The organism is Celeribacter indicus (assembly GCF_000819565.1).
Classification (GTDB): Bacteria; Pseudomonadota; Alphaproteobacteria; order Rhodobacterales; family Rhodobacteraceae; genus Celeribacter; species Celeribacter indicus.
Genome location: NZ_CP004393.1, coordinates 475,001 through 499,056 on the forward strand (window position 1 = coordinate 475,001; position 24,056 = coordinate 499,056).

Below are 24,056 nucleotides of genomic sequence, written 5' to 3' on the forward strand. Positions count from 1 at the left end.
CACACCTGTTGAAAAAGGTCGGGATGAGTTGTGCCTAGGGGTGAAAGGCCAATCAAACTCGGAGATAGCTGGTTCTCTGCGAAATCTATTTAGGTAGAGCGTCATCCGAATACCCCGGGGGGTAGAGCACTGGATGGGTAATGGGGCCCCACAGGCTTACTGATCCTAACCAAACTCCGAATACCCGGGAGTAGTAGATGGCAGACACACGGCGGGTGCTAACGCCCGTCGTGGAGAGGGAAACAACCCTGACCTCCGGCTAAGGCCCCTAATTCATGGCTAAGTGGGAAAGCAGGTGGGACGACCAAAACAACCAGGAGGTTGGCTTAGAAGCAGCCATCCTTTAAAGATAGCGTAACAGCTCACTGGTCTAGACAAGTTGTCCTGCGGCGAAGATGTAACGGGGCTCAAGCCATGAGCCGAAGCCGAGGGTGGTACATTCGTGTACCGCGGTAGCAGAGCGTAGTGTGACATAGTCTCATGTCTCCTTCGACCCTCCGGGGTCCTTGGAGACACGAGGCTTTCTGTGAAGCCGGCGCGTGAGCGATCCGGTGGAGAGATCACTAGTGAGAATGATGACATGAGTAGCGACAAACAGGGTGAGAGACCCTGTCGCCGAAAGTCCAAGGGTTCCTGCTTAAAGCTAATCTGAGCAGGGTAAGCCGACCCCTAAGGCGAGGCCGAAAGGCGTAGTCGATGGGAACCAGGTTAATATTCCTGGGCCAGAGAGATGTGACGGATTGCAAAGGTTGTTCATCCTTATCGGATTGGATGGGCCGCTCAGCAGTCCCTGGAAATAGCCTCTCATAAGATCGTACCCTAAACCGACACAGGTGGACTGGTAGAGAATACCAAGGCGCTTGAGAGAACGATGTTGAAGGAACTCGGCAAAATACCTCCGTAAGTTCGCGAGAAGGAGGCCCAGTTTCTACGCAAGTATTGGCTGGGGGCACAAACCAGGGGGTGGCGACTGTTTACTAAAAACACAGGGCTCTGCGAAGTCGCAAGACGACGTATAGGGTCTGACGCCTGCCCGGTGCCTGAAGGTTAAAAGGAGAGGTGCAAGCCTTGAATTGAAGCCCAGGTAAACGGCGGCCGTAACTATAACGGTCCTAAGGTAGCGAAATTCCTTGTCGGGTAAGTTCCGACCTGCACGAATGGCGTAACGACTTCCCCGCTGTCTCCAACATCGACTCAGCGAAATTGAATTGCCTGTCAAGATGCAGGCTTCCCGCGGTTAGACGGAAAGACCCCGTGCACCTTTACTACAGCTTCACACTGGCATCAGGCACAACATGTGCAGGATAGGTGGTAGGCTTCGAAGCAGGGACGCCAGTCCCTGTGGAGCCTCCCTTGAGATACCACCCTTGTTCTGCTTGATGTCTAACCGCGATCCCTCATCGGGACCCGGGACCCTGTGTGGCGGGTAGTTTGACTGGGGCGGTCGCCTCCCAAAGAGTAACGGAGGCGCGCGAAGGTTGGCTCAGAGCGGTCGGAAATCGCTCGTTGAGTGCAATGGCAGAAGCCAGCCTGACTGCAAGACTGACAAGTCGAGCAGAGACGAAAGTCGGCCATAGTGATCCGGTGGTCCCGAGTGGAAGGGCCATCGCTCAACGGATAAAAGGTACGCCGGGGATAACAGGCTGATACTGCCCAAGAGTCCATATCGACGGCAGTGTTTGGCACCTCGATGTCGGCTCATCTCATCCTGGGGCTGGAGCAGGTCCCAAGGGTATGGCTGTTCGCCATTTAAAGAGGTACGTGAGCTGGGTTTAGAACGTCGTGAGACAGTTCGGTCCCTATCTGCCGTGGGTGTAGGATACTTGAGAGGAGTTGCCCCTAGTACGAGAGGACCGGGGTGAACGATCCACTGGTGGACCTGTTATCGTGCCAACGGTAGTGCAGGGTAGCTATGATCGGAAAGGATAACCGCTGAAGGCATCTAAGCGGGAAGCCCCCCTCAAAACAAGGTATCCCTGAGGGCCGTGGAAGACCACCACGTCGATAGGCCGGAGATGTAAGTGCAGCAATGCATTCAGTTGACCGGTACTAATTGCCCGATAGGCTTGATTTGATCCAGTAAAAGCAAAACTCAGCTGCTACGGACAAACCAGAAGCATACACAATCCCTGCTTGACTTGGCTCTTTCCTCGGTTTGGTGGTCACAGCGTCAGTGAAACACCCGATCCCTTCCCGAACTCGGCCGTTAAGCACGACCGCGCCAATGGTACTGCGTCTCAAGACGTGGGAGAGTAGGTCACCGCCAAACCTAGTAAAGAGCCCATAATCTCTCTCAACGATGTGCCCCCGATCGATAAATCGCCCGTGGGCAAAAATACCCTGTCGCGGGGTGGAGCAGCCCGGTAGCTCGTCAGGCTCATAACCTGAAGGTCGCAGGTTCAAATCCTGCCCCCGCAACCAATAAAATAAGGCCCCCGAGCGCTTCAACGCCGGGGGCCTTTTTTAATGCCTCAACACCACCTCAAATTTTAGAGGGAATCCCGAGCCAGGATTTACCGACCCGACTTGATCCGATAGGCCATGACGGCGCCGACCATTTCCTCACGGGCACGGTCTGAGGCTGTGCCAGAAATGAAACGACGCACCGAAGATCGCGAAACGCCAAGCTCGCGAGCGGCCTCACATCGCGATCCAAAGGTGACGCCAAGTATAGTCGTCTTGACCGGAGCCGCTGGCCGATAATTTCGAGGGGCTTTATTTCCAAGGCCAAGTGCGTCGAGATTTCCGCGGCGACTCAACATTTGTGAAACTGCGGTCTGGGTGACGCCGTGCGCCTTAGCGGCCTCTTTCATGCTTGGGTAATATTTCCCACGCACAACTACGGGACATGTGCAGCCCATCAAACAAACACCAGAGCGCCGATCACCATACCGGCAAGCGCGTCGAAGAGCAGGACAAGAAAGAGAAGCGCGATAAGGCCAGTGCCGTTCGGATGGTCCCGGCCATAGTCGCTCGTTTCAAGGTTCTCGGTGCTGTAGGGTTTATCGGACATTTGACCTCTCCGGTGTTGTCACGTTAAGCTTGGCACGGTTGCTCATTGCAATGTCTGGACATAGTTCGGGACGATGCAGAAACAGTTGATCAGCTACAAACGCCACCGCTTTCCGCCGCAAATCATCGCTCATGCGGTCTGGTTGTACGTTCGTTTCAACCTGAGCCTTCGCGAAGTGGAAGAGATGCTGCTGGAACGAGGTATCGACGTTTCCTACGAGACCATTCGGCGGTGGGTCCGCAAATTTGGGCCGCAGATCGCCCGAAACTTACGCTGCGGCCAGCGCTGCCCCGGCGATATCTGGCACCTCGACGAGGTTGTCGTGGTGATATCGGGGCGTAAATTCTGGCTCTGGCGCGCCGTCGATCAGGATGGGACCGTGCTGGAGGAAATCCTTCAATCCAGGCGTAACAAACGAGCCGCAAAGCGCCTTTTGAGATCCCTGATAAAGCGATTTGGCCTGCCCAAGCGGATCGTCACCGACAAGCTGCGGTCCTATGGAGCCGCGAAACGTGACGTCGCGCCGGGACTGGAACACCGTTCCCATAAAGGTCTGAATAATCGGGCTGAAAACAGTCACCTGCCGTTCAGGAAACGCGAACGCTGCATGCAAGGATTTCGCTCGCCCGGCGGATTGCAGCGATTTGTTTCCACTCATTCGCCAACCCGAAATTGCTTTTCCGTCCCATCCCGCCGCCGTACTGCCATGGCCATCCGATTTCATCGACTGGAAGCGTTCGACATCTGGAAGGCCGCCGCCGGGCTTGTTTAACTTTCCACCCAACAAACCATCTTCAGCCGCATACTGATTAACGTGACAACACCGGTCGACCGAACCTCTGCCCCGGCCGATCACGCACGGCGCATCCTGACATCGCCCTCTTCCGCCAGCGCGACATTGCGTTTGACCTCCAGAAAACTGTCTGGAGTCACGGAGATCGTGTCGATCCCCGCCTTGACCAGCAGCCGCGCGAAATCGGGGTCGTTGCTGGGCGCCTGTCCGCATAGCCCGATTTTACGCCCGGCTTCGCGTGCGCGGCGAATGGCGGTTTCGATCATCCAGATCACGGCCGGGTCGCGCTCGCGGAAGACCTCGGCCAGCGCCTCGCTGTCGCGGTCGACCCCCAGGGTAAGCTGGGTCAGGTCGTTCGACCCGATGGAGAACCCGTCGAAACGCTCGGCGAATTCCGCGGCCCGGATCACGTTCGACGGGATCTCGGTCATTACATAGACTTCGAGCCCGTTTTCCCCGCGCGTCAGGCCATTCGCGGTCATCACCTCCAGGACCTTGTCCGCCTCCTCGGGTGAGCGGCAGAATGGCACCATGACGATGACATTCGTGAACCCCATGTCGTCCCTCAGCCGTTTCAGCGCAACGCATTCCAGCGCGAAGGCGTCACGGTAGAATTCCGAATAGTAGCGTGCTGCGCCGCGGAGTCCGATCATCGGGTTTTCCTCCAGGGGCTCGAAATGGCGGCCACCGAGAAGGTCGGCATATTCGTTCGACTTGAAGTCGCTCAGCCGGACGATCACCGGCTTCGGGTGCCAGACGGCGGCAATCCGCGCCAGTCCCATGGCCAGGCATTCCGTAAAATAGCTGCGCCCATCCTTGTATCCCTTCGTCAGTTCAGCGATGGCGCTGCGCTCGGTCGCGTCCGTCACTCTTTCGGGGTTCAGCAGGGCCAGCGGGTGCACCTTGATCTCGTTGCTCACCAGGAATTCCATTCGCGCCAGACCCACACCGTCCGCCGGAAGCCGCCACCACCGGACGGCGGCGGAGGGATTGGCGATATTCAGCATCACGCCGGTGCGTGTCTCCGGCACGTCGTCGAGCGAGATATCCCTGACGTCTATATGTCCCAATCCGTCATAGACGACCCCGGTCCCGCCTTCGGCGCAGGAGACGGTCACGTCCTGGCCGTCGTGCAGGACATGGGTTGCATTGCCGGTTCCGACCACCGCGGGAAGGCCCAGTTCACGGCTGACGATGGCGGCATGCGACGTGCGCCCGCCGTGGTCGGTGACAATGGCGGCGGCGCGCTTCATGACCGGTACCCAGTCGGGGTCGGTGGTCGAGGTGACGAGCACCGAGCCATCGACGAAGCGGTCGATCTCGTCGGCGGAACGGATCAGGCACACCCGGCCCGCAGCCGCCGCACTCCCGACACTAAGTCCGTCCACCATCAGCCTGCCTGCCGGTGTGACCTCGAAGGACTGGAACACGGCGCCGGTCTTGCGCGATTGTACCGTCTCGGGGCGGGCCTGAACGATAAACAATTCGCCGGTCTCCCCGTCCTTCGCCCATTCCATGTCCATCGCGACGCCGTAATGCGCCTCGATGGTCTTTGCGTAGCGCGCCAGTTCCACCACCTCTGCATCGCTCAGCGTGAAGCGCTCGCGCTCCGCCAGGGAGGTGGGCACGTTGCGCGTCGCCGCCTCGCCGGCCCGGCCGTGGATCATCTTGATCTCTTTCGCGCCCAGCCTCCTGGCGACGACGGGCAGCCGGCCGGGATCGTCGAGGAAGGGCTTGAACACCTGAAACTCATCCGGGTCCACCGCGCCCTGAACGACGTTTTCGCCAAGCCCCCACGCGCCGTTGATCAGCACGAAACGGTCGCAGCCGCTCTCCGTGTCGATCGAGAACATGACGCCCGAACTGCCGATGTCGGAGCGCACCATCATCTGAACCCCGACCGACAGCGCGATCTCCGTCTGGCCGAAGCCATGGATCTGGCGGTAGGTGATCGCCCTGTCGGTGAAAAGCGAGGCATAGCACCGGCGGCAGGCGTCGAGCAGCGCGGCCTCGCCGGTGACATTGAGAAACGTCTCCTGCTGTCCGGCGAAGCTTGCCTCGGGCAGGTCTTCGGCGGTGGCGGAGGATCGGACGGCGACCGCCGGCTTCGTGCGGCCGCTGCGTGTCGTCAGCTCCCGATAGGCGGCGCGAATCGCGTCCGCCGTCTCCTTCGGCCATTCGCCGGAGGTGATTGCGGTCCTTATGGCCAGGCCAGCCTCGCGCAGCGTCGTGCGCCCGGCCTCGAGCGCGTCGATACGCTCCGCAATGACCCGCTCGAGGCCATTGGCCGTGATGAAGCCGCGATAGGCATCCGCCGTTGTGGCAAATCCCTGCGGCACGCGAATGTTTTTCGCCCCGAGGGTCGAGATCATCTCGCCCAGTGACGCATTCTTGCCGCCCACGCGCGCGACGTCTCCGCGGCGCAGATTCTCGAACCAGATCAGAAGCTCGGACACGATTTTCCTCCCCCATCAGACTGGACGCACTCTGGAAGGCACGAAGCGCGCAGTCATTGATGGAAGTCAATGCGGACGGGAACCGGAAGCCCGCGGCATCGTCGCACGACAGGGCGTCCGAGAAAACGCGTGCCGCTCACTTCGAGAGAAGGACAGGCACCCTTGCGTTCTCAAGGAGATGCGAGGTCACGGCACCGATGACGAAATCGTAGAACTGCGAGTGGCCGAAGGCTCCGGTCGCAACGAGTTGAGCGTCGCTTTCGGCCGCCGCCGACAGCAGCGCCTTGCCGATCTCGCTTGATTTGGCGTCGCGGTCGACGAGCGTGGCAGAGTAGCCGCGCCGATCCAGCGCGGCCGCGAAATCGTCGCGGCTGCCGGCCAGGTGCGAGCTTGAATAGGCGTCGCGGGAGACCGCCAGCAGGTCGATCGCCGCTCCCGCCTCCGTCAGGGTCAGCACGTCATGCGCCGCCCTTGCGGATTCCCGCGTGTCGCTCCAGCCGATCAGGACGCGTTTCGCGGGCAGGGCCGGCGACACCTCGCGCGGCAGCACGAGCGTCGGTCTCCCGGACTGCCGGATCGCCTGACTGCGCATGCGCGCGGCGCTGGCGGGTTCTTCCTTCGGATCGGCGGTTCCCAGCGCCACAAGATCGACGCCACGCAGGCAGGACAGGAGATAGGCCTCGTCCGCCAGGCGACCGTCGCGTTGGCTGCGGTACTCTCCGGCAATGCCTGCACGCCGCACGGCCTCCGAGAAGGCCTTTTCGATCTGCGCGTCCTCTTCCTGATGCCAGTTCTGCACCTCGGGAACGACCATGACATCCATACCCGCGCTGTAGACGACGGCGGGTTCGACCGGGTGTACCCCGATCAGATGTGCATCCAGTTGACGGGCAAGCTCCGCACCCGCCGGAGCGAGCCAAGCGGCCTCGTCAGGTGAAAACAGCACGAGTGTGATGGTCTTGATGGTCATTCCGATCTCCTTCCTGGTCCGTTACGTCTTCCATGCCATTGCCTCGCTTGTGTCCCGAGCGCGGCCGCCGGGTCATTGACAGACGTCATCGGGGCCGCCGGACCCCGCGATGACCTCCCTCGACCTGTCCCGGATCGAAGGTCGGCCAGGACATGCACCCGCGTCACGGAACCAGCACCGCGGCGCCGCTCAACTGCCCGGAGCGAAGATCGTTCAGCGCGCGATTGGCCTGTTCCAGGGGATAGGCCGTGGTCTCGGTCTCGATGCCGGCCTCGATGGCCAGCGGCAGGAACTCGTCGCCATCGCTGCGCGTCAGATTCGCGACCGAGCGGATGACCCGTTCATGCCAGAGATCGGCATAGGGAAAGGCGGGAATGTCACTCATATGGATGCCCCCCGACACGACGCTACCACCCTTGCGCACCGCTTTCAGCGCCTTGGGGACAAGCGCGCCGACAGGTGCGAAGATCAGCGCGGCATCCAGCGGCTCGGGCGACCCGGCGTCGGACGAGCCTGCCCAGACCGCGCCGAGGCGACGGGCGAAGTCCTGCGCCGTCCGGTCTCCGGGGCGTGTGAAGGCATAGACCTCCTTGCCCTGCCAGACGCAGAGCTGGCACAGGATGTGCGCCGCCGCGCCAAAACCGTAAAGGCCGATACGGTCGGCTGGTCCGGCGAGTTTCAGCGTGCGATATCCGATCAGCCCGGCACACAGCAGCGGTGCCAGTCGCACCGGGTCCGCATCGTCGGGCAGGGGAAAGACATAGCCGGCATCGGCCAGGCAATATTCGGCGTAGCCGCCGTCACGGGTATAGCCGGTGAATTCAGGCGCGTCGCAGAGGTTCTCGCGATGGGCGCGGCAGTAAGGACAGATCCCGCAGGTCCGCCCCAGCCACGGCACTCCGACCCGCTGGCCCGGCGCCAGCCTGTCTACACCGGCGCCGATGGCGTCCACGCGTCCGACGATCTCGTGCCCCGGCACCAGCGGCAGGGCGGGATCGGACAATTCGCCATCGCATATATGCAAATCGGTGCGGCAGACGCCGCAGGCCTCCACCTTCAGCCGGACCTCGCCCGGTCCCGGATCCGGGACCGGCAGATCTCGAGCGAGCAGCGGAGCGTTCGGCCGCTCCAGGACCATCGCACGCATGGACGCCTCGTGCCTCGGTTGGCGGCCCAGGTGGCCGCATGATCAGTTCGTCCCCTCAAGGGGCGATGCACCAGGGTGCCAACAGCTTTCCTGGCGCCGCCCGATCAGTCTACGCGATGGCGGCGAAAAGATCCACCGACCGTTCCTTGCCCGCAGAGAGCAGGTCGCCCGGCTGGCGTCTTGCCGGTTGGACGCTTTCTGATAGGCTTGGCACCGTCGGAGGCGACCAACCGGCGCCGTCGGATCGGTGCTGGACCCGTTGACGGGCATCAACGCCGGTTTCGTTGCAGCGTGGCACATGATTGACGACAGCAACTGCCTGAAATGGCGGGAGGCGCGCTCTCTTGTCGAGAAACGGGATCAGAACAAGGGAGTGGACCGGATGGAACAGTCATCGAACCTGATGCTTTCCGATGCGCCGCACGGGCTTCCGTCGGACGAGGTTGCCCGACTTCTGGCGGTGTCGTCCGAAACGGGCCTCTCACAGGCCGAAGCCGCGCGGCGGCTCAAGTCCCATGGCCCGAACCGCCTGCGCCGCCAGAAGCCGAGGAGCGCGCTGGCGATCCTGTTACACCAGTTCCGCAGCGTGATCGTCTGGTTGCTTGCCGCGGCCGCTGCGGTCTCCCTGGTCATGGGAGACCATGCCGAGGCGGCCGCCATCGCCATCGTCCTGGTGCTGAACAGCGCCATCGGGTTCTTCACCGAACTGAGGGCGGCCCGCTCGATGGAGGCGCTGTTCGAGATCGCCGAAGTCCGGACCCGCGTGCGCCGGGACGGCCATATCCGGATGATAGATGCGCGCGATCTGGTGCCCGGCGACGTGGTGGTGCTGGAAGGCGGCGATATGGTGACGGCGGACCTGCGCCTGACCGAGGCCTCGTATCTCGAGGCCGACGAATCCGTCCTGACCGGAGAGGCCGCGCCGGTGGCCAAGACCCCGGACCCTGTCGACGAGCAGACACTCCTCGCCGAACGAACGCCGATGCTCTTCAAGGGCACCGCGATCACCCAGGGGGCGGGCACGGCGATCGTCACCGCGACCGGCATGGCGACCGAACTGGGGCGGATCAGCAGCCTGGCGGAAACGGCGCAGGCCGAGATCTCGCCGCTGGAGGTCCGGCTGGAAAAACTGGGGCATATGTTGCTCTGGTTGACGCTGATCCTCGCCGTGGGCACCGCCATGGCGGGGATCTTGCGCGGTCATGCGCTGGCCGACATGGTGCAGACCGGCGTCGCGCTGGCGGTGGCCGCGATTCCCGAGGGGCTTCCGGTGGTCGCGACGCTGTCGCTGGCGCGTGGCATGTGGCGGATGGCCAGAAGGAACGCGCTCATTCGCCGCCTCTCGGCTGTCGAAACGCTGGGGGCGACGACTCTCATCCTGACCGACAAGACCGGCACGCTCACGGAAAACCGGATGACCGTGGTCCGGTTCCTGCTGGAAGACGGCGAATTTCCGCCCGACGCGGAGGACAGGACTGTGAGGCTCGCCCTGAAAACCGGCGCGCTCTGCACCACCGCGGAGCTGGGGCACGGGCGCGAGGACGGCACGGGAGATCCGATGGAGCTGGCATTGCTCCGGGCCGCGGACGGGGTTGGACTGCCGCCGCCGGAGAACCGGCTTGCCCAGCATGCCTTCAAACCGGAGCGTCGGATGATGGCGACCGTTCATGCCGATCCCGATGGCGCCTATTTCGCGGTCAAGGGAGCGCCCGAGACGATCATCAACGCCTGTGGAAAGGTCCTCGGCCCAGCGGGGCCACATGATCTGACCGAAGCGGACAGAGCGGAGTGGATGGATCGCAACGCCCGCGTGGCGGGAGAGGGATTGCGCACCCTGGGACTGGCGATGAAGATCGGGCAGGATGCCGGGGCGGAGCCTTACGAGGGATTGACGCTGATCGGACTGGTCTGCTTCGCCGATCCGCTGCGCAGCGATATTCCACCTGCCATAGCCGCCTGCCGGGAAGCCGGGGTGCGGGTGGCGATGATCACCGGGGACCATGCCGCGACGGCGGCGCGGATCGCATCCGAGGCCGGGATCGGAGACGACGGCTCGACGGTGATCGAAGGGCACGAACTGGCGGAGCTCGATCCGGAGGAGGCGCCGGAGACCTTTCGGGAGAGGCTCCGCGCGGCCGAAGTCTTTGCCCGTGTCGCGCCCGAGGCGAAGCTGACGCTCGTGGATTTCCACCAGCAGGACGGGCAAATTGTCGCGATGACCGGCGATGGCGTCAACGACGCTCCGGCGCTGAAGAAGGCGGATATCGGGGTCGCGATGGGTCTCCGGGGCACGCAGGTTGCCCGCGAGGCCGCAGACATGGTGTTGAGTGACGACGACTTTGCCACGATCGTCGAGGCGATCCGCCAGGGGCGGGTGATCTTCGGCAATATCCGCAAGTTCATCGTCTATCTCATGTCCTGCAACCTGTGCGAGGTTCTGGTCGTGGCGGTCGCGCTGAGCGCGGGGCTGCCCGCGCCCCTGCTCCCGCTGCAAATCCTGTATCTGAACCTCGTGACGGATGTGTTCCCCGCCTTCGCATTGGGGCTGGGGCAGGGCGACGGCCGCGAGATGCACCGTCCCCCGCGTCCGCCCTCCGAGCCTATCGTCGGCCGAACCGAATGGCTGCGGATCGCGGGTCTGGGTGCGGCGCAGACCGTCGCGACGCTGGCCGCATTCATGCTGGCGCTTTACCGGCTGGATCTCTCCGCCGAGCAGGCGGTGACCGTGGCTTTCCTGACACTGGCGCTCGCGCAGCTCTGGAACGTCTTCAACACCCGCGCCGCCGATGCGCCGCTCATTGCCAATGACGTGGTGCGGAATCCCTATGTCTGGGGCGCTCTGGCGCTCTGCCTGGTGCTGATCGGTGCGGCGCTCTGGGTGCCGGAGCTGTCATCCGTCCTGAGCCTCGCAACGCCCGGCACCGGGGGGCTGGCGCTGGCGGCGGTCGCGAGCCTGTTGCCGCTTCTTCTCGGTCAGGCGGCATTGGCGATTGCCGTGACCCTTCGTCCCCGGTCCACCAAGCGGCGGCCGGCAGCGGCGGCACGATAACCGCACGTCCGGCACACCGCTCCGCAGGTCACGACAGGGCGCGTTTCACCTTCGGCAACAGCCGCAACAAGGTCGCGTCGGCAACCAGCACAACAAGGATGGCGAGCCCGCCCATCGGGAACAATGCCCCGAGGACGAGAACGAGCGCGGCCGCGCCTTTCCAGAGCGGCAGGTCACGGGGTTTCGGCGGTGCGGCCAGCCGCGCCTGTCCGACAGGGCGGCGTTTCCACCACATGACAAGGCCGGACAGAGACATGCCGATCACCGACAGGCAGACCAGCGTGTTGAGCAGGAGGTTCCAGATCCCCATGTCGCCCTCGTGGAAGGCGATGCCCCAGGCCATCGCCTTGGCATAGGGCGAATAGTCGGAATATCGCACGTCCGCCAGGACGTTCCCGGTGTAGCGGTCGATGTGGATCGTCCGGTCCGCCGCCGGGTTCGGTCCGTCGTTCGACATGCTGTCGTGGCCGATCGTCCAGACCCCCGCCTCGCCGGCGGGAAGGGTAATCTGGAACCGTCCCACAAAACCCAGCCCGCGCGCGAACTTCGCGACGCTGTCGAGGGAGACCGCGCCCGGAATCGCCCGCGATCCGGCGAGTGAGCCGGACATGGGCAGCGGCGTCTGCTCGAGTCCCCAAGGGACCTCATGCGCTCCCTCGTGGTTCATTTCCGCATGCGTCGCATCCGACAGGGGCGCCCCCCATTTCTCCGCCGGGAAGGTGTTCCACGCCTGCACGATGCGCTCGCCCCAGATCCCGGACCAGCTGAGGCCGGACAGCAGGAACAGCACGAGGATCAGGGAGATCCAGAAGCCGAGCGCGCCGTGCAGGGATTTCCAGAACGACCGCCCGCGTGCCGAAAGCCGGGGCAGCAGCGTGTCGCGCCAGCCTGCGCCGTTCCGCGGCCAGTGCAGGTAGAGCCCGGTGGCGACCAGCAGGAGCGCAAGGCTCGCCGCAATCTCGATCAGCCGGTCTCCGAACGTGCCCAGCAGCAGCGTGCCGTGGATCCTGTTGGCGAAATCGTACCAGCCCGCCCGCCATGGGAAGCTGTGCAGTATCGCGCCGGTGTAGGGATCGACCGCGAGGCCGGTCATGCTGCCGCCGGCTTCCACCGCGAAACCGGCGACCCGGTCGGGTGCGAGCGGTTCGACATATTGCACAGCATGGCTGCCCGGCACGGCCGTCTCGGCCGCGGCCCTAAAGCGTTTCGGCTTGAATTTGAATCGGCGGGGGTTTCCTTGAGGTGGCTGATGTGATTCATCCTGTTTGGGAGGATGGATCATGTCAGCACCTTTGCCGAATGCGCTTCGGGCGCGGTTTCAGGAGTATATTGAGGAAGGGTTAAGCGGGCGGGCGGCGGCGTTGCGCCTGAAAGTGTCTGCGGCGACAGGCGCGCGGTGGGCGCGTCAGGTTCGGACCAAGGGCCATGCGGAGCCCGCACCGCAAGGCCCGCCACGTGGTCGGGGAAAGCTGGCAGCGCATCAGGCTTTCCTGAAGGAACTGGTCGCGCAAGACCCCGACATCACGCTCTTTGAGTTGCGCGACGCGCTGGCGGCCGCGGCAGGCGTGCGGGTGCATCATTCTTCCATCGCCAACCTGCTGTCCCGGCTCGGTTTCACATACAAAAAAAGTCGCTGGTCGCCACCGAGCGCGGTCGCGCCAAGGTAAGACAGCAGCGGACTGAGTGGTTCAAGCATCGGCTGCCTGCCATTGCGGCCTTTCCCGAACGCGTTGTCTTTATTGATGAAACGGCAGTGAAGACCAACCTGACCCGTCTGCGTGGCCGGGCCAAGCGGGGTCATCGCCTGACCATGGATGCACCGTTTGGCAGTTGGGGAACCCAAACGCTGATCGCCGGGCTGGCCTCGGATGCTTTGATCGCACCATGGGTCATCAAGGGTGCCATGGATGGCCCCGCCTTTGCCGTCTACATCCGAGAAGTGCTTGTCCCGGAGATCGCCCCCGGCACCGTTGTCATCCTGGACAATCTGGCGACCCATCGGAACAAGGAGGCGGCTCAGGCCTTGCACGACCACGGCTGCTGGTTTCTGTACCTCCCGCCTTACTCGCCGGATCTCAATCCCATCGAGCAAGCATTCTCCAAACTGAAAGCTCACCTTCGAAAGATCGGCGCCAGAACCTTCACCGAAGTCTTCGACGCCATCGGCGCAATCTGCGAGCTCTACGACCCAACAGAGTGCTGGAACTACTTCAAGGCTGCTGGATATGTCTCGGGTTAAAGCCGAAACGCTTTAAGCGTGCTGAGCGGCAGGACGGCCTCGCCCTGCGTCACGGCCATCCTCTCGGCGCCGAGACCGGCACCCCAGGAGATCCAGAGCATGATGAGCCCGGTCGTGGCCAGCATCAGCAGGAAGGGGATGACATAGAGTCCGGCATAGAAATGCCAGCGCCAGGCGATGAAGTAATATCTGTTCGCGGCACGATCGGCCGCAGGGGCACCTGCCCCGTGGGAGATGTCTGTCATGGTATCCTCGGTCGTATCTGAGTCTTCGGAAGGGAAGTCAGATGACGGCGGGAGGACCCGTGGAGGGCGGCAGACCGGTCGCCTGTCCGGCCGTCAGGATGGTGGAAGGGAACAGGGCCGGTGCGGCAAGGGATGCGGTGGCGATGTCCGGGGCGGCGGCCACGTCGGGCAGGGCTGCGCTGAGATGGAGACTGGCCCAGTCGCAGTGTTTGGGGCGGTCAGGGGACTGTTTCTCGACCGGCTCTCCGGTCTTTACATCGAGGCGCAATTCGAGCGGCCCCTCGCCGGAGCAGATCACAACGGCAATGCCCTCGGGCGCTTTTTGCAGCATGAGACCGTTGCTTGCGGCGGACAGCAGGAAGAAGGGGACGAGTACGGCCCATACGACGAGTTTCAGCGAATGGAGTGCCTGCCGTGTTCCCATGTCTCGTCCTAGCCGCGCGGACCGCGGTGCGTCAACGGAAACTGGTGGTGGGGCGAGTGTTGCCGTCTCATCGGGCGTCCGGGTGCAGGTGCGGCTGAACCGCTCCGGGTTTGCCGGAGGCTCCAACTCTTGAGTAGGATGGAGCATCATGAGCAAGACAACGAACAAATATTCCCCTGAAGTGCGCGAGCGAGCGGTTCGTATGGTTTTGGACAACGCCGGTCAGCATGAGAGCCGCTGGCAAGCGATCGTATCGATCTCGGCGAAGATAGGCTGTTCGACGAACACGCTGAATGACTGGGTCAAAAAGGCAGAGATTGATCGTGGCGACCGTGCTGGGGTCAGTACCGAGATGGCCGAGAAGATGAAGGCGCTGGAGCGCGAGAACCGCGAACTCAAGCAGGCGAATGAGATCCTGCGGAAGGCGTCGGCGTATTTTGCGATGGCGGAGCTCGACCGCCGACCGAAGTCATGATCGCCTTTATCGACGATTATCGTGGAGAGCTCGGGGTCGAGCCGATCTGCAAGCACCTGCCGATTGCCCCGTCCACATACTACGATCATCTGGCCAAACGGGCCGACCCTGATCTGCGCTCGGATCGGTTCAAGCGCGACGACGAGCTTCGCCCCGAGATCGAGCGCGTGTTCGATGAGAATTACAAGGTCTATGGCGTGCGCAAAGTCTGGCGCCAGATGCGGCGGGAAGGATTTGATGTGGCCCGATGCACGATAGCCCGGTTGATGAAGGATTTGGGCCTGCAGGGCGTCATCCGGGGCAAGCCGCATAAAACGACGATCCCTGACAAGAAGCAGCCGTGCCCGATGGACAAGGTAAACCGGCAATTCCGGGTGCCGGCACCGAACATGCTCTGGGTCAGCGATTTCACCTATGTCGCCACCTGGCAAGGGTTCGTTTATGTGGCATTCGTGATCGACACGTTCGCGCGCCGGATCGTTGGGTGGCGCGTCAGCCGCACGGCTCACACAGGCTTCGTTCTCGACGCTTTGGAACAGGCTGTTCATCAGCGGCAGCCTGGTGTGGGACTGATCCATCACTCAGACCGCGGATCGCAATACCTGGCGATAAAATACACCGAACGCTTGGCCGAGGCAGGAATCGAACCCTCGGTCGGCAGCGTCGGTGACAGCTATGACAACGCTTTGGCCGAGACAATCAATGGTCTCTTCAAGGCGGAGGTCATCCACCGCCGTGGCCCGTGGCGCAGTCTGGACGCCGTGGAATACGCCACTCTGGAATGGGTCGACTGGTTCAACAATCGCCGCCTCCTCGAGCCCATCGGGAACATCCCACCAGCGGAAGCAGAGGCAAACTTCTACGCAGCTCTGGTAACTAAGACCATAGCCGCATAACTTAAACCAAACAGCCTCCGGCAAACCCGGAGCGGTTCATGCCGGAGATGAGCGAGGTCGCCCCTTCCTCTGCACCCACGAAATAGATGGCGATCAGCAAGAGAATGCCGGCGAAGATCGCCCAGGGCAGAAGCTCGCCGACGGGAAGGGGTTCGGGATGGAATCCCGGCGAAATTGCGGTATCAGACATGACTCTAAAGCCTCCTGGGATGACGCGCCCGTTGAAGTTGATCAGCGGCAATCGGGGGTCTGGCTCCCGAAACGGTGTTTCGGTTACAGTGGCGCGACCGCTCCGGACTTGCACCGGATTCCCCTCTCGCAATCTGTCTGGACAGGCTATTGGGGCATGACTGTGCTGTCAACGAATATGGGACTTACGCTAGGCGATTTCTCCGATGGGAACGGCGGGTAAGGAGGTAGGGATGACGGATCGCCTGACGGTGATTTGCCAGGGCGCCACCACGGCGAACAGGATTGCCGCGTTCGCGGGAGACGACCCGCTGGAGGAGCGGGCGCTGTCGGCCGTGGCGGCACTGCCTCCTGCCGGGGGACGGTTCGATGCCGCGCTCGTCAGTCCGATGCGGGCGGCGCGGCAGACGGCGGACGCCTTGTCGATCCGCTGCGCGGAGGATCCCGACCTCCGGGAGGTCGATTATGGCGACTGGACCGGACGGACGATCGCGGAGATCGCGGCGGAGGCGCCCGAGCGGCTGGCGCATTGGATGGCCGATCCGGCCTTCGACGCGCATGGGGGCGAAAGCCTCGATGCGGTGCTCGATCGCGCCGGCCGCTTCCTCGCGCGCCGCAGGGGCGGAGGCCATGTCGTTGTGGTCACTCATTCCGCGGTGGTGCGCGCAATGGTGGTCGGGGTGCTCGGCGCGCCCGCCAGCGCCTTCTGGAAGATCGACGTGGCGCCGCTCACCGTCACCGATCTGCGGCATGACGGGCGGCGCTGGGCGCTACGAAGCTGTGCTGTGCCGCTCGCCGGCGCGGCGCGGCTCTGAGGCGCCTGCCGTGTGACAGCCGGGAGATCACGCGCTCTCCCGCCGGAGCAGGTAGATATCCATGATCCAGCCATGGCGCGCGCGCGCCTCTGCCCGTGCGGCGACGATCTGCGCGGCAGTGTCGGAAAGCGGGCCGGCAAGGCGGATTTCCTGTGGCATGCCCGCATAGGCTGCCCACCAGATCAAGATGCCCCGCGGATCGAGGCACCGGAAGGAACAGTCGCCGTCGAGCATCACCACCAGCGACCCGGTGCCGGCAGGCCAGCCCTCCTCGCGCAGGCGCCGTCCGGTGGTGATCAGCACCGGCGCACCGATCCGGTTGAGCGGGATGCGATGTGTTGCGGTCAGCGCGGCGATGGCGGTGATGCCGGGGATCACCTCCATGCGGATCTCCATCCGCCGGGCCAGCCGTCCGGCAATGCGCATCGTGCTGTCGTAGAGCGCGGGGTCGCCCCAGACGAGGAACCCCGCGCGCCCTCCCGAGGGCAGGGCGTCGCGCAGCGTTTGCTCCCATGTCGCGGCGATGGCATCGTGCCAGGTCTCCACACCGGCGCGGTAGTCGGGACCGGTCGCATCGCGCCGGGGCAGGTCGAATTCCACGAGACGGGTGGAGCCGGTGAGATGCGTCTCGCAGATCGCGCGGCGCAGTCCGGCCAGGTCGTCCTTGCCCGCCCCCTTGCGCGGGATCACGATCACGTCGGCCGCGTTCATCGTGTCGATCGCCTGTAGGGTCAGGTGCCGCGGATTGCCCGTTCCGATGCCGATCAGGGACAGCTCGATCATCGTATGACCTCCGGTCCCGGTTCGCCCAACGGCCCGTAGAGGATAAGGGCCGGCGCATCCCCGGCGGGCGCATCGCGAAGCCGCGCGGCCAGACCCGCCAGCGTGTCGAGGCGGAGAGCTTGGCCGGGGGTCGAAATCGCCTCCGCCAGCAGGGCGGGCGTGTCGCCGGGCAAGCCGGCGGCGACCAGGCGTTCGGCGAATTCGGCAAAGGTGCGCCGGCCCATGTAGACCGCGGTCATCGCCTCGGGATCCGCCAGGGCCGCCATGTTGAGGCGCTCTGGCAGCGCGCCGTTGAGGTCGTGGCCGGTGACGAACTGGAGCCGGCGTGCGGTCTTCCGGCGCGTGAGGGAAAGATCCGCCGCCGCGGCCGCCGCCGAGGCGGCGGAGACGCCGGGAATGATTTCATGCGCGATCCCCGCGGCACGCAGCGCGACAATCTCTTCCTCCAGCCGTCCGAAGATCCCGGCATCGCCGGACTTCAGCCGCACCACCCGCGCACCCGTGGCGGCATAATCCACCAGCAGCCGGCTGACGTGATCCTGTCGCGGGGAGGGACGCCCGGCGCGCTTGCCGACGCCGACCAGATCCGCCTCGGGCCGGGCGAGGTCGAGGATCGGCCCTGCCGACAGATCGTCGTAGAGGATGGCGTCGGCCCCCCGGATCCTGTCCACTGCCCTGACGGTCAGAAGCTCGGGATCGCCGGGGCCCGAGGAGACGAAACTTACGAAGCCGCTCATGTCGCTTCTCCGATCAGGTGGAAGAACGTGCCATGTGCCAGCCCGCGGATCGAACCGGTCTCCGGCACCGGCGCACCGGTGGCATCCGCAACGGCGGCCAGCGGCGCATCGGGCTGTTCGAGGATGGTCGAATAGTGGAACTCGTGCCCGCGCAGGCCTGCGGCATGGCCGAGGCCGATCACCGGGGCGTGCAATCTTGCATGGCGATAGCCCAGGTGCATCTTGCGCCGTTCGTAGGAGGTGACGAGGCCGAGCAGGCCGGCCATCTCGTGCCGCGCGCCGTCCTTGTTGATCAGTGCGGCCCCCATCGCCATGTAGCCGCCGCATTCGCCATGGACGGGGCGGGTTTCGGCAAAACGGCGCAGCCCGGTGCGGAAGCGCGCGGCGGCGGCGAGCCTGCCCACATGCAGTTCGGGATAGCCGCCGGGCAGCCAGCAGATATCGGCCTGCGCGTCGGGGGCCTCGTCGGCAAGCGGGGAGAAGGGGAGGATTTCGGCCCCCGCCGCGCGCCAGCCTTGCACGATGTGCGGGTAGACGAAGGAAAATGCGGCGTCCTGGGCGAGTGCGATGCGCTGGCCGGGGGGGCGGAGCGCGGCGGCCGTGCCCGCCGGGCGCGCGGTCGCGCCCGCCGCCGCGATCACCGCGTCGAGATCGACATGGGCGGCGATGAAGCGCCCGGCTTCTGCCATCATGTCCTCGATCGACGCGTGTTCGCTGGCCTGCACCAGGCCCAGATGGCGCTCCGGCATCTCGAGATCGGGACGGCGCGGCAGCACGCCCAGCACCGCGAGGCCGGCCTCCTCCATCCCCGCGCGCAACAGCGCCTCGTGACGCGGCGAAGCGACGCGGTTGAGCACCACGCCCGCGACCCGCACATCGGGGCGGAAGCGCGCGAAACCCTGTGCGACGGCGGCCGCCGATTGCGCCTGGCCCGAGACGTCGAGCACCAGCACCACGGGCCAGCCCAGCATGGCGGCAATCTCGGCGCTCGCGCCAGTGCCGCATTCGCCGGGTCGCGCCACCCCGTCGAAAAGTCCCATCGAGCCCTCGGCCAGCACCAGATCGGCGCCTTCGGCCGCGGTGAGCAGTTGCCCGATCCGACCGCGCGGCATCGCCCAACTGTCGAGATTGAACGAACTCCGCCCCGAGGCGGCGGTGTGAAAGCCGGGGTCGATATAGTCCGGCCCGCTCTTGAACGGCTGAACCGCGAGGCCGCGTTCGGTGAGCGCGCGCAGCAGCCCCAGCATGAGGGAGGTCTTGCCCGTTCCGGAGGCGGGGGCGGAAATCATCAGGCCGGGGGGCAGGATCGGCGGCAAGGTCATTCGTGTCCCTCCGGGAACCGCGGATCGGCCCCCACCGGGCGAAAACGGCGGTCGTAATCGCCGGCGTAGAGGCGGCTCTCGTCGAACTCTTCGGCATTGAGGGCGGGGCCGACGAGGATCAGCGCCGTGCGGCCGCGTTCGCCGCCGGTCGCTTCGAGCACGGTCGAGAGCGTCGCACGCAGGATCTTCTGGTCGGGCCAGCTCGCGCGCCAGACCACGGCGACCGGACAATCCGGGCCGTAGGCGGGCATAAGTCGCGCGACCACCTCGTCGAGCACATGCACGGACAGGTGGATCGCCAGCGTCGCGCCGGTGGCGGCGAAATTCTCCAGCGTCTCGCCCGGCGGCATGGTCGAGGCGCGTCCCGAAGTGCGGGTGAGGACCAGCGATTGCGCCACGCCGGGCAGGGTCAACTCGGCTTCGAGCGCCGCGGCGGCGGCGGACACGGCGGGCACGCCGGGGGTGATGTCGAAGGGGATGTCTTCGGCGCGCAGACGGCGCAGTTGTTCTCCCATCGCGGACCAGACCGACAGGTCACCCGAATGCAGCCGCGCGACGTCCAAGCCGGCGTCATGGGCGGCGCGGAATTCTGCCACGATCTCGTCCAGCGACAGCGGCGCAGTGTTCACGATCCGCGCGCCGGGCGGGCAATGCGACAGCAGGGCCTCGGGCACGAGCGATCCGGCATAGAGGCAGACCGGGCAGGCGGCGATCAGGTCGCGCCCGCGCAGGGTGATCAGATCGGCGGCGCCGGGGCCCGCGCCGATGAAATGGATGGTCATGGATCTGCTCCTTCTGCAAGCGCTGCGCTGGCGGTCCGGTCGCACGACAGCCGGCGGGGGGTTAGAAGCCGCGCGCCGGTTCCGCAGGCGGCGAGCGCGGCGGCTTCGGCCAGTGATCCGGTGCCGTACAGGGCCTGGACGCGCGGCGAACGGGTTGGGGTGGATTGCGACGCGAGGCACCGGGCCGGAATGGCAAGGAGGGGCAGGCCGAGTGCCGCCGCCAGCGCGCGGGCCTGCGGCTGTGCCGCCTTGTCTTCGGAGGTGGCAAGTGCGTCGATCCCGTCGCCGAGCGCGGCCACCGCCTCGCGCAGCGCGGCCAGCGGTGCCTGGGCACGGAACCCGATCCCCGCCACCCTCATCGCGTGACGCTCCATTGCGTGATGGGACGCGCGCGCGACCAGCCCCGCATCCGGCCGAGCGGCGCGGCCTCCGATATCTCGAGGCGCAGCAGTCTGCCGCCCAGTTCCGCATGGCGCCTCAGCAGCAGGGCCTCGGTTTCGAGCGTGACGGCATTGACGACAAGCCGGGTGCCGGGGGCAAGCCTGTCCCACAGCGTCTCGAGCAGCGGGTCCGAGGCGCCGCCCCCGACAAAGACCGCATCGGGCGCGGGCAGCCCGCTCAACGCCTCCGGTGCGCGGCCCTCGCGGATCTCGATGCGGTGCGAGAGGCCGAAGGTCGCGGCATTCGCGGCGATATTGGCCGCGCGCGCGCTCTGCGGCTCCAGCGCGAGGGCGCGGCAGCCGCGTGCCGAGAGAGCCCATTCGACGGAAACCGATCCCGATCCCGCGCCGATGTCCCAGAGCAATTCGCCCGGCCGCGGGGCCAGCGCCGACAGCGTCAGCGCGCGGACCGGCGATTTCGTGATCTGCCCGTCCGAGGCGAAAAGCGCATCGGGCAGGCCAGCGGTGCGGGGCAGGCCGGGCGCGCCGGCGGCTTCGATGGCGACGGCGACAGGGGCTTCGGTCACGGTAGTGCCGAATGCCTCTGCGGTGGTCTCGACGATACGCTCGCGCGGTCCACCGAGCGCCTGGAGGATCCACAGGCGGGAAGGGCCGAAGCCCCGCGCGTCGAGCCAACCTGCGAGTGCCTGCGGCGCCGCTCCGTCGCGCAAGAGGCAGATCATCCGGATCTTTTCCGCAAGCACCGGCACGAGACGGTCGAACGGTGCGGCGTGAAGGCCGAGGCAGATCGTCTCCTCGAGCCGCCAGCCGAGCCTTGCCGCCGCCAGCGCAAAGGTGGAGGGCGCGGGATAGGCGCACCATTCCTCCGGCGAAAGCTCGGCGCTAAGGCTGCCACCCGCCCCGAACCAGAATGGATCGCCCGAGGTCAGGACCGCGACCGGCCGTCCGCGCAGCGCCAGCACGGGAGCCAGCGAAAACGGGACGGGCCAGGCGCACCCACGGGCGTCCACCTGTGCCAGCGCCAGATGCCGGGGCCCGCCGAAGACGGTCTCCGCCGCGTCGAGCGCGGCCCGGCTTGCCTTGCCGAGCCCGTTCAGGCCATCTTCGCCCACACCTATCAGGCTCAACCACGGATCAGCCATGACACGCACCCTTCTCCTTGGCGGCACCAGCGAGGCCAGCGCCCTCGCCTCGGCGCTGGCGGCGCGCGGCGCAGATGCGATCTTCTCCTATGCCGGACGGACCGGCGCGCCAAAGGCCCAGCCGCTCCCGACCCGGACCGGCGGTTTCGGCGGCGTGCCGGGACTGGTCGCCTATCTGAGCGAAAACGGGATCAGCCATGTCATCGACGCCACCCATCCCTTCGCCGCTCGGATGAGCCGCAATGCGCTCACGGCCTGTGCCGCGGCCGGTGTCGAGCTGTGCAGCTTCGAGCGCTCGCCATGGCGCGCCGGGCCGGTGGATCGATGGACCCATGTGCCCGACCTTGCGGGCGCGGTTGCGGCGCTGCCGGAAAACCCCGCCCGCGTCTTCCTCGCCATCGGCAAGCAGCACCTGACAGCCTTCGCCGCGCGGCCCGACCATCATTACCTGCTGCGTCTCGTCGATCCGCCCGAGGGCCCCCTGCCGTTGCCTCAGGCCGAGGCGGTCGTCGCGCGCGGGCCTTTCACGGTGGAAGAGGATCTGGCGCTCTTGCAAAGCCGCGGGATCTCCCTCCTCGTGGCAAAGAATGCCGGGGGCACGGGAGCCTGGGCGAAGATGGAGGCGGCGCGCCTGCTGTCCCTGCCGGTGATCGTGATCGACCGCCCGGCGCTGCCGCCGCGGCACATCTGCGAAACGGTCGCGCAGTGTCTCGACTGGCTCGATCATGGCGCCTCCGCGAAACGCGGAGTATAGACGAAGCGCCCCACCCGGCGCGTCCGGGCATTGCCGAGGATCACCACGGTGCGCATGTCGGCCATCTCCGGACGTGCCTCCGACAGCGTGACCGTGAGAAGCTGCTCGCCCGGCTTTCCGATGTCGCGCGCGAAGGAGATCAGCCGGTCGTCACCGCATTCCTCGCGCAGGATGTCCAGGACGCGGGCGAACTGGCCGGGGCGCGCCCTGGAGCGCGGGTTGTAGAAGGCCATTGCGAAATCGCCGCGCGCGGCCATGCGCAGCCGGTGCTCGATCAGCTCGCGCGGCTTGAGATTGTCGCTGAGGTTGATGGCGCAGAAGTCATGCCCCAGTGGCGCGCCCAGCCGCGCCGCCGCGGCCAGCATCGCCGTGATACCCGGAAGGATACGGATGTCGATATCGTGCCAGGCGGGCGCGCCCGCCTCCAGCGCCTCGAACAGGGCGGAGGCCATGGCGAAGACGCCGGGATCGCCGGAGGAGACGACCACGACACGCCGCCCGCGTGCCGCCAGGTCGAGCGCGAGCGTCGCGCGCTCCACCTCCACCCGATTGTCCGAGGGGTGCAGGGTCAGCCCGGAGCGCCCGGCCACCCGCGCCACATAGGCGGCATAGCCGACGACATCCGTCGCTTCGGCCAGCGCCGCCGTGACCTCCGGCGTCACCAGTGCCGCGTCGCCCGGCCCGAGCCCCGCCACCGCCAGCCAACCGCTCATGGCCGCCGCCCCTGGCCATGGACCACGACGATGGAGAAATAGGGCACCGTCTCGGTCTCGATCAGGCGGCCGATCCTCTGGTCCTTCATGGTGCCGCGCTCGATCAGCCAGGCCTGTTCCAGCCGGTTCGCGGCGATAAGCGCGCGCTTGAGCTTCGCGAGGTTCCGCCCGATCTTCATCACCACGAGGGCGTCCGTATCCGCAATGCGGCGGGTCAGCTCGTCTTCGGGCAGGGTCGCCATCAGCACCGTCAGCACGTCGTCGCCCCAGGTGATCGGCACCCCGGTCTCGGTCCAGCACCCCGACATGCCGGTGATGCCCGGCACGATCTCCATCTCGGCGCGGCCCTGAAGCCGGGCATGGAGATGCATGAAGGAACCGTAGAAGAACGGATCTCCCTCACAGAGCACGACCACGTCTTCGATCCGCGCCAGTTCCGCGATCCGGTCAGACCAGTCCGCGTAGAAGGCGGAGAGCAGGGCATTGTAGCGCGGATCCCCGACCGGGATCTCGGTCGTGACCGGGTATTCCATCGCGTATTCGACGGCCTGCGGGGGCAGCAGCCCCTCGACGATGGCGCGCGCCTGTCCCCGCCCGCCGCGCTTGCAGAAATAGGCGACGTGGCGCGCGGCCTCCAGGCGTCGGGCGGCGCGCAGGCTCATCAGTTCCGGATCGCCGGGGCCGAGCCCGACGCAGATCACCTTGCCCATC

General features: G+C 65.5%; 22 protein-coding genes, 1 tRNA gene, 2 rRNA genes, 1 riboswitch and 1 other annotated feature (1 of these 27 cut by a window edge). Of the genes, 9 read left to right on the plus strand and 16 right to left on the minus strand.

What is annotated here, in order from left to right:
* From P73_RS02385 to P73_RS02395, 3 genes are all read left to right on the plus strand, one after another.
* Nucleotides 1-2,074: ribosomal RNA gene (locus P73_RS02385) — 23S ribosomal RNA — on the plus strand; it begins 757 nt to the left of the window's first position.
* Nucleotides 2,075-2,154: 80 nt separating this feature from the next.
* Nucleotides 2,155-2,269: ribosomal RNA gene (rrf, locus tag P73_RS02390) — 5S ribosomal RNA — on the plus strand.
* Nucleotides 2,270-2,344: 75 nt separating this feature from the next.
* A tRNA-Met gene (locus P73_RS02395) sits at nucleotides 2,345-2,421 on the plus strand.
* 439 nt (nucleotides 2,422-2,860) lie between these two features.
* On the opposite strand, the gene P73_RS25880 is transcribed toward P73_RS02395, so the two are convergent.
* The gene (locus tag P73_RS25880; protein ID WP_158401907.1) at nucleotides 2,861-3,013 is read right to left on the minus strand and encodes a hypothetical protein; all 153 of its coding nucleotides are present in this window, start codon (nucleotides 3,011-3,013) and stop codon (nucleotides 2,861-2,863) included.
* A 73-nt stretch (nucleotides 3,014-3,086) separates the two neighbouring features.
* Between P73_RS25880 and P73_RS24235 the strand changes: the two genes are divergently transcribed.
* Entirely contained in the window at nucleotides 3,087-3,785 is a 699-nt protein-coding gene (locus P73_RS24235; RefSeq protein WP_052453000.1) for an IS6 family transposase, read from the plus strand.
* 80 nt (nucleotides 3,786-3,865) lie between these two features.
* Here the strand turns inward: P73_RS24235 and ppsA are convergent, their stop codons facing one another.
* The 3 genes from ppsA to P73_RS02415 all read right to left on the minus strand — a co-directional run bounded on the left by ppsA (nucleotide 3,866) and on the right by P73_RS02415 (nucleotide 8,379).
* On the minus strand, nucleotides 3,866-6,262 hold the full coding sequence (ppsA, locus tag P73_RS02405) for a phosphoenolpyruvate synthase (RefSeq protein ID WP_202966934.1): 2,397 nt from the start codon (nucleotides 6,260-6,262) through the stop codon (nucleotides 3,866-3,868).
* Between the two features lie 136 nt (nucleotides 6,263-6,398).
* Nucleotides 6,399-7,232, minus strand: a complete 834-nt coding sequence (locus P73_RS02410) for a universal stress protein (protein ID WP_043868297.1) — start codon at nucleotides 7,230-7,232, stop codon at nucleotides 6,399-6,401.
* Between the two features lie 163 nt (nucleotides 7,233-7,395).
* Nucleotides 7,396-8,379 carry a zinc-dependent alcohol dehydrogenase family protein gene (locus P73_RS02415; RefSeq protein WP_043868298.1) on the minus strand — a complete coding sequence of 328 codons (984 nt, stop codon included), beginning with the start codon at nucleotides 8,377-8,379 and terminating at the stop codon, nucleotides 7,396-7,398.
* Between the two features lie 298 nt (nucleotides 8,380-8,677).
* Between P73_RS02415 and P73_RS02420 the strand changes: the two genes are divergently transcribed.
* Entirely contained in the window at nucleotides 8,678-11,428 is a 2,751-nt protein-coding gene (locus P73_RS02420; protein WP_245629224.1) for a cation-translocating P-type ATPase, read from the plus strand.
* Nucleotides 11,429-11,456: 28 nt separating this feature from the next.
* Here the strand turns inward: P73_RS02420 and P73_RS02425 are convergent, their stop codons facing one another.
* A complete protein-coding gene (locus P73_RS02425; RefSeq protein WP_052453001.1) occupies nucleotides 11,457-12,710 on the minus strand; it encodes a PepSY-associated TM helix domain-containing protein in 1,254 nt (417 codons plus the stop codon).
* Here P73_RS02425 and P73_RS24705 point away from each other — a divergent pair.
* Nucleotides 12,709-13,667, plus strand: a protein-coding gene (locus tag P73_RS24705; protein ID WP_144401203.1) for an IS630 family transposase whose coding sequence is annotated in 2 segments (ribosomal slippage) — nucleotides 12,709-13,050 and nucleotides 13,053-13,667 — 957 coding nt in all. Because the reading frame shifts where the segments join, the coding sequence is not laid out codon by codon here. The two genes, P73_RS02425 and P73_RS24705, sit on opposite strands and share 2 nt — an antisense overlap.
* On the opposite strand, the gene P73_RS25445 is transcribed toward P73_RS24705, so the two are convergent.
* Both P73_RS25445 and P73_RS02445 read right to left on the minus strand, forming a co-directional pair.
* The gene (locus P73_RS25445) at nucleotides 13,664-13,912 is read right to left on the minus strand and encodes a PepSY domain-containing protein (protein WP_043868299.1); all 249 of its coding nucleotides are present in this window, start codon (nucleotides 13,910-13,912) and stop codon (nucleotides 13,664-13,666) included. The genes P73_RS24705 and P73_RS25445 overlap by 4 nt on opposite strands.
* 37 nt (nucleotides 13,913-13,949) lie before the next feature.
* Nucleotides 13,950-14,336 carry a DUF2946 family protein gene (locus tag P73_RS02445; RefSeq protein ID WP_043868300.1) on the minus strand — a complete coding sequence of 129 codons (387 nt, stop codon included), beginning with the start codon at nucleotides 14,334-14,336 and terminating at the stop codon, nucleotides 13,950-13,952.
* Between the two features lie 148 nt (nucleotides 14,337-14,484).
* On the opposite strand from P73_RS02445, the gene P73_RS02455 reads away from it, so the two are divergent.
* Nucleotides 14,485-15,707, plus strand: a protein-coding gene (locus tag P73_RS02455) for an IS3 family transposase (protein WP_420836116.1) whose coding sequence is annotated in 2 segments (ribosomal slippage) — nucleotides 14,485-14,773 and nucleotides 14,773-15,707 — 1,224 coding nt in all. Because the reading frame shifts where the segments join, the coding sequence is not laid out codon by codon here.
* Nucleotides 14,766-14,882, plus strand: a sequence feature (AL1L pseudoknot). (Overlaps the previous gene by 117 nt.)
* A gap of 1 nt (nucleotide 15,708) precedes the next feature.
* On the opposite strand, the gene P73_RS02460 is transcribed toward P73_RS02455, so the two are convergent.
* Nucleotides 15,709-15,897: a hypothetical protein gene (locus P73_RS02460; protein ID WP_052453002.1), complete on the minus strand. Its 189-nt coding sequence runs from the start codon at nucleotides 15,895-15,897 to the stop codon at nucleotides 15,709-15,711.
* A 36-nt stretch (nucleotides 15,898-15,933) separates the two neighbouring features.
* Nucleotides 15,934-16,062, minus strand: a riboswitch (cobalamin riboswitch).
* Between the two features lie 67 nt (nucleotides 16,063-16,129).
* Between P73_RS02460 and P73_RS02465 the strand changes: the two genes are divergently transcribed.
* Nucleotides 16,130-16,711 carry a histidine phosphatase family protein gene (locus P73_RS02465; protein ID WP_043868301.1) on the plus strand — a complete coding sequence of 194 codons (582 nt, stop codon included), beginning with the start codon at nucleotides 16,130-16,132 and terminating at the stop codon, nucleotides 16,709-16,711.
* Nucleotides 16,712-16,738: 27 nt separating this feature from the next.
* Here the strand turns inward: P73_RS02465 and cobF are convergent, their stop codons facing one another.
* Genes cobF through P73_RS02495 form a run of 6 tightly spaced genes read right to left on the minus strand, consistent with a single transcriptional unit; the run spans nucleotide 16,739 to nucleotide 21,878 of the window.
* Complete coding sequence (gene cobF / locus P73_RS02470) at nucleotides 16,739-17,494, minus strand: precorrin-6A synthase (deacetylating) (protein WP_043868302.1); 756 nt, start codon at nucleotides 17,492-17,494, stop codon at nucleotides 16,739-16,741.
* Nucleotides 17,491-18,231, minus strand: a complete 741-nt coding sequence (gene cobA / locus P73_RS02475; protein WP_043868303.1) for a uroporphyrinogen-III C-methyltransferase — start codon at nucleotides 18,229-18,231, stop codon at nucleotides 17,491-17,493. Before cobA ends, cobF begins: the two co-directional genes overlap by 4 nt.
* Nucleotides 18,228-19,553, minus strand: a complete 1,326-nt coding sequence (locus P73_RS02480; protein WP_043868304.1) for a cobyrinic acid a,c-diamide synthase CobB — start codon at nucleotides 19,551-19,553, stop codon at nucleotides 18,228-18,230. The genes cobA and P73_RS02480 overlap by 4 nt, the downstream gene beginning before the upstream one ends.
* On the minus strand, nucleotides 19,550-20,335 hold the full coding sequence (gene cobM, locus P73_RS02485; protein ID WP_043868305.1) for a precorrin-4 C(11)-methyltransferase: 786 nt from the start codon (nucleotides 20,333-20,335) through the stop codon (nucleotides 19,550-19,552). Before cobM ends, P73_RS02480 begins: the two co-directional genes overlap by 4 nt.
* Nucleotides 20,332-20,694 (minus strand): cobalamin biosynthesis protein, encoded by a 363-nt coding sequence (locus P73_RS02490; RefSeq protein ID WP_043868306.1) that lies wholly within the window; start codon nucleotides 20,692-20,694, stop codon nucleotides 20,332-20,334. The genes cobM and P73_RS02490 overlap by 4 nt, the downstream gene beginning before the upstream one ends.
* Complete coding sequence (locus tag P73_RS02495; protein ID WP_043868307.1) at nucleotides 20,691-21,878, minus strand: bifunctional cobalt-precorrin-7 (C(5))-methyltransferase/cobalt-precorrin-6B (C(15))-methyltransferase; 1,188 nt, start codon at nucleotides 21,876-21,878, stop codon at nucleotides 20,691-20,693. Before P73_RS02495 ends, P73_RS02490 begins: the two co-directional genes overlap by 4 nt.
* Between P73_RS02495 and P73_RS02500 the strand changes: the two genes are divergently transcribed.
* On the plus strand, nucleotides 21,877-22,632 hold the full coding sequence (locus P73_RS02500) for a cobalt-precorrin-6A reductase (protein WP_043868308.1): 756 nt from the start codon (nucleotides 21,877-21,879) through the stop codon (nucleotides 22,630-22,632). The genes P73_RS02495 and P73_RS02500 overlap by 2 nt on opposite strands.
* Here P73_RS02500 and cobJ read toward each other — a convergent pair.
* Complete coding sequence (gene cobJ / locus P73_RS02505) at nucleotides 22,602-23,345, minus strand: precorrin-3B C(17)-methyltransferase (RefSeq protein ID WP_043868309.1); 744 nt, start codon at nucleotides 23,343-23,345, stop codon at nucleotides 22,602-22,604. The genes P73_RS02500 and cobJ overlap by 31 nt on opposite strands.
* Nucleotides 23,342-24,055, minus strand: coding sequence for a precorrin-2 C(20)-methyltransferase (locus P73_RS02510; protein ID WP_043868310.1), 714 nt, complete (start codon nucleotides 24,053-24,055; stop codon nucleotides 23,342-23,344). Before P73_RS02510 ends, cobJ begins: the two co-directional genes overlap by 4 nt.
* Nucleotide 24,056 lies beyond the last annotated feature (1 nt).

Coding starts and splice junctions, on each gene's coding strand:
- P73_RS25880 (WP_158401907.1), bottom strand. CDS start 3,013: ATGTCCGATAAACCCTACAGCACCGAGAACCTTGAAACGAGCGACTAT.
- P73_RS24235 (WP_052453000.1), top strand. CDS start 3,087: ATGCAGAAACAGTTGATCAGCTACAAACGCCACCGCTTTCCGCCGCAA.
- P73_RS02410 (WP_043868297.1), bottom strand. CDS start 7,232: ATGACCATCAAGACCATCACACTCGTGCTGTTTTCACCTGACGAGGCC.
- P73_RS02415 (WP_043868298.1), bottom strand. CDS start 8,379: ATGCGTGCGATGGTCCTGGAGCGGCCGAACGCTCCGCTGCTCGCTCGA.
- P73_RS02420 (WP_245629224.1), top strand. CDS start 8,678: ATGATTGACGACAGCAACTGCCTGAAATGGCGGGAGGCGCGCTCTCTT.
- P73_RS02425 (WP_052453001.1), bottom strand. CDS start 12,710: ATGATCCATCCTCCCAAACAGGATGAATCACATCAGCCACCTCAAGGA.
- P73_RS25445 (WP_043868299.1), bottom strand. CDS start 13,912: ATGACAGACATCTCCCACGGGGCAGGTGCCCCTGCGGCCGATCGTGCC.
- P73_RS02445 (WP_043868300.1), bottom strand. CDS start 14,336: ATGGGAACACGGCAGGCACTCCATTCGCTGAAACTCGTCGTATGGGCC.
- P73_RS02460 (WP_052453002.1), bottom strand. CDS start 15,897: ATGTCTGATACCGCAATTTCGCCGGGATTCCATCCCGAACCCCTTCCC.
- P73_RS02465 (WP_043868301.1), top strand. CDS start 16,130: ATGACGGATCGCCTGACGGTGATTTGCCAGGGCGCCACCACGGCGAAC.
- cobF (WP_043868302.1), bottom strand. CDS start 17,494: ATGATCGAGCTGTCCCTGATCGGCATCGGAACGGGCAATCCGCGGCAC.
- cobA (WP_043868303.1), bottom strand. CDS start 18,231: ATGAGCGGCTTCGTAAGTTTCGTCTCCTCGGGCCCCGGCGATCCCGAG.
- P73_RS02480 (WP_043868304.1), bottom strand. CDS start 19,553: ATGACCTTGCCGCCGATCCTGCCCCCCGGCCTGATGATTTCCGCCCCC.
- cobM (WP_043868305.1), bottom strand. CDS start 20,335: ATGACCATCCATTTCATCGGCGCGGGCCCCGGCGCCGCCGATCTGATC.
- P73_RS02490 (WP_043868306.1), bottom strand. CDS start 20,694: ATGAGGGTGGCGGGGATCGGGTTCCGTGCCCAGGCACCGCTGGCCGCG.
- P73_RS02500 (WP_043868308.1), top strand. CDS start 21,877: ATGACACGCACCCTTCTCCTTGGCGGCACCAGCGAGGCCAGCGCCCTC.
- P73_RS02495 (WP_043868307.1), bottom strand. CDS start 21,878: ATGGCTGATCCGTGGTTGAGCCTGATAGGTGTGGGCGAAGATGGCCTG.
- cobJ (WP_043868309.1), bottom strand. CDS start 23,345: ATGAGCGGTTGGCTGGCGGTGGCGGGGCTCGGGCCGGGCGACGCGGCA.
- P73_RS02510 (WP_043868310.1), bottom strand. CDS start 24,055: ATGGGCAAGGTGATCTGCGTCGGGCTCGGCCCCGGCGATCCGGAACTG.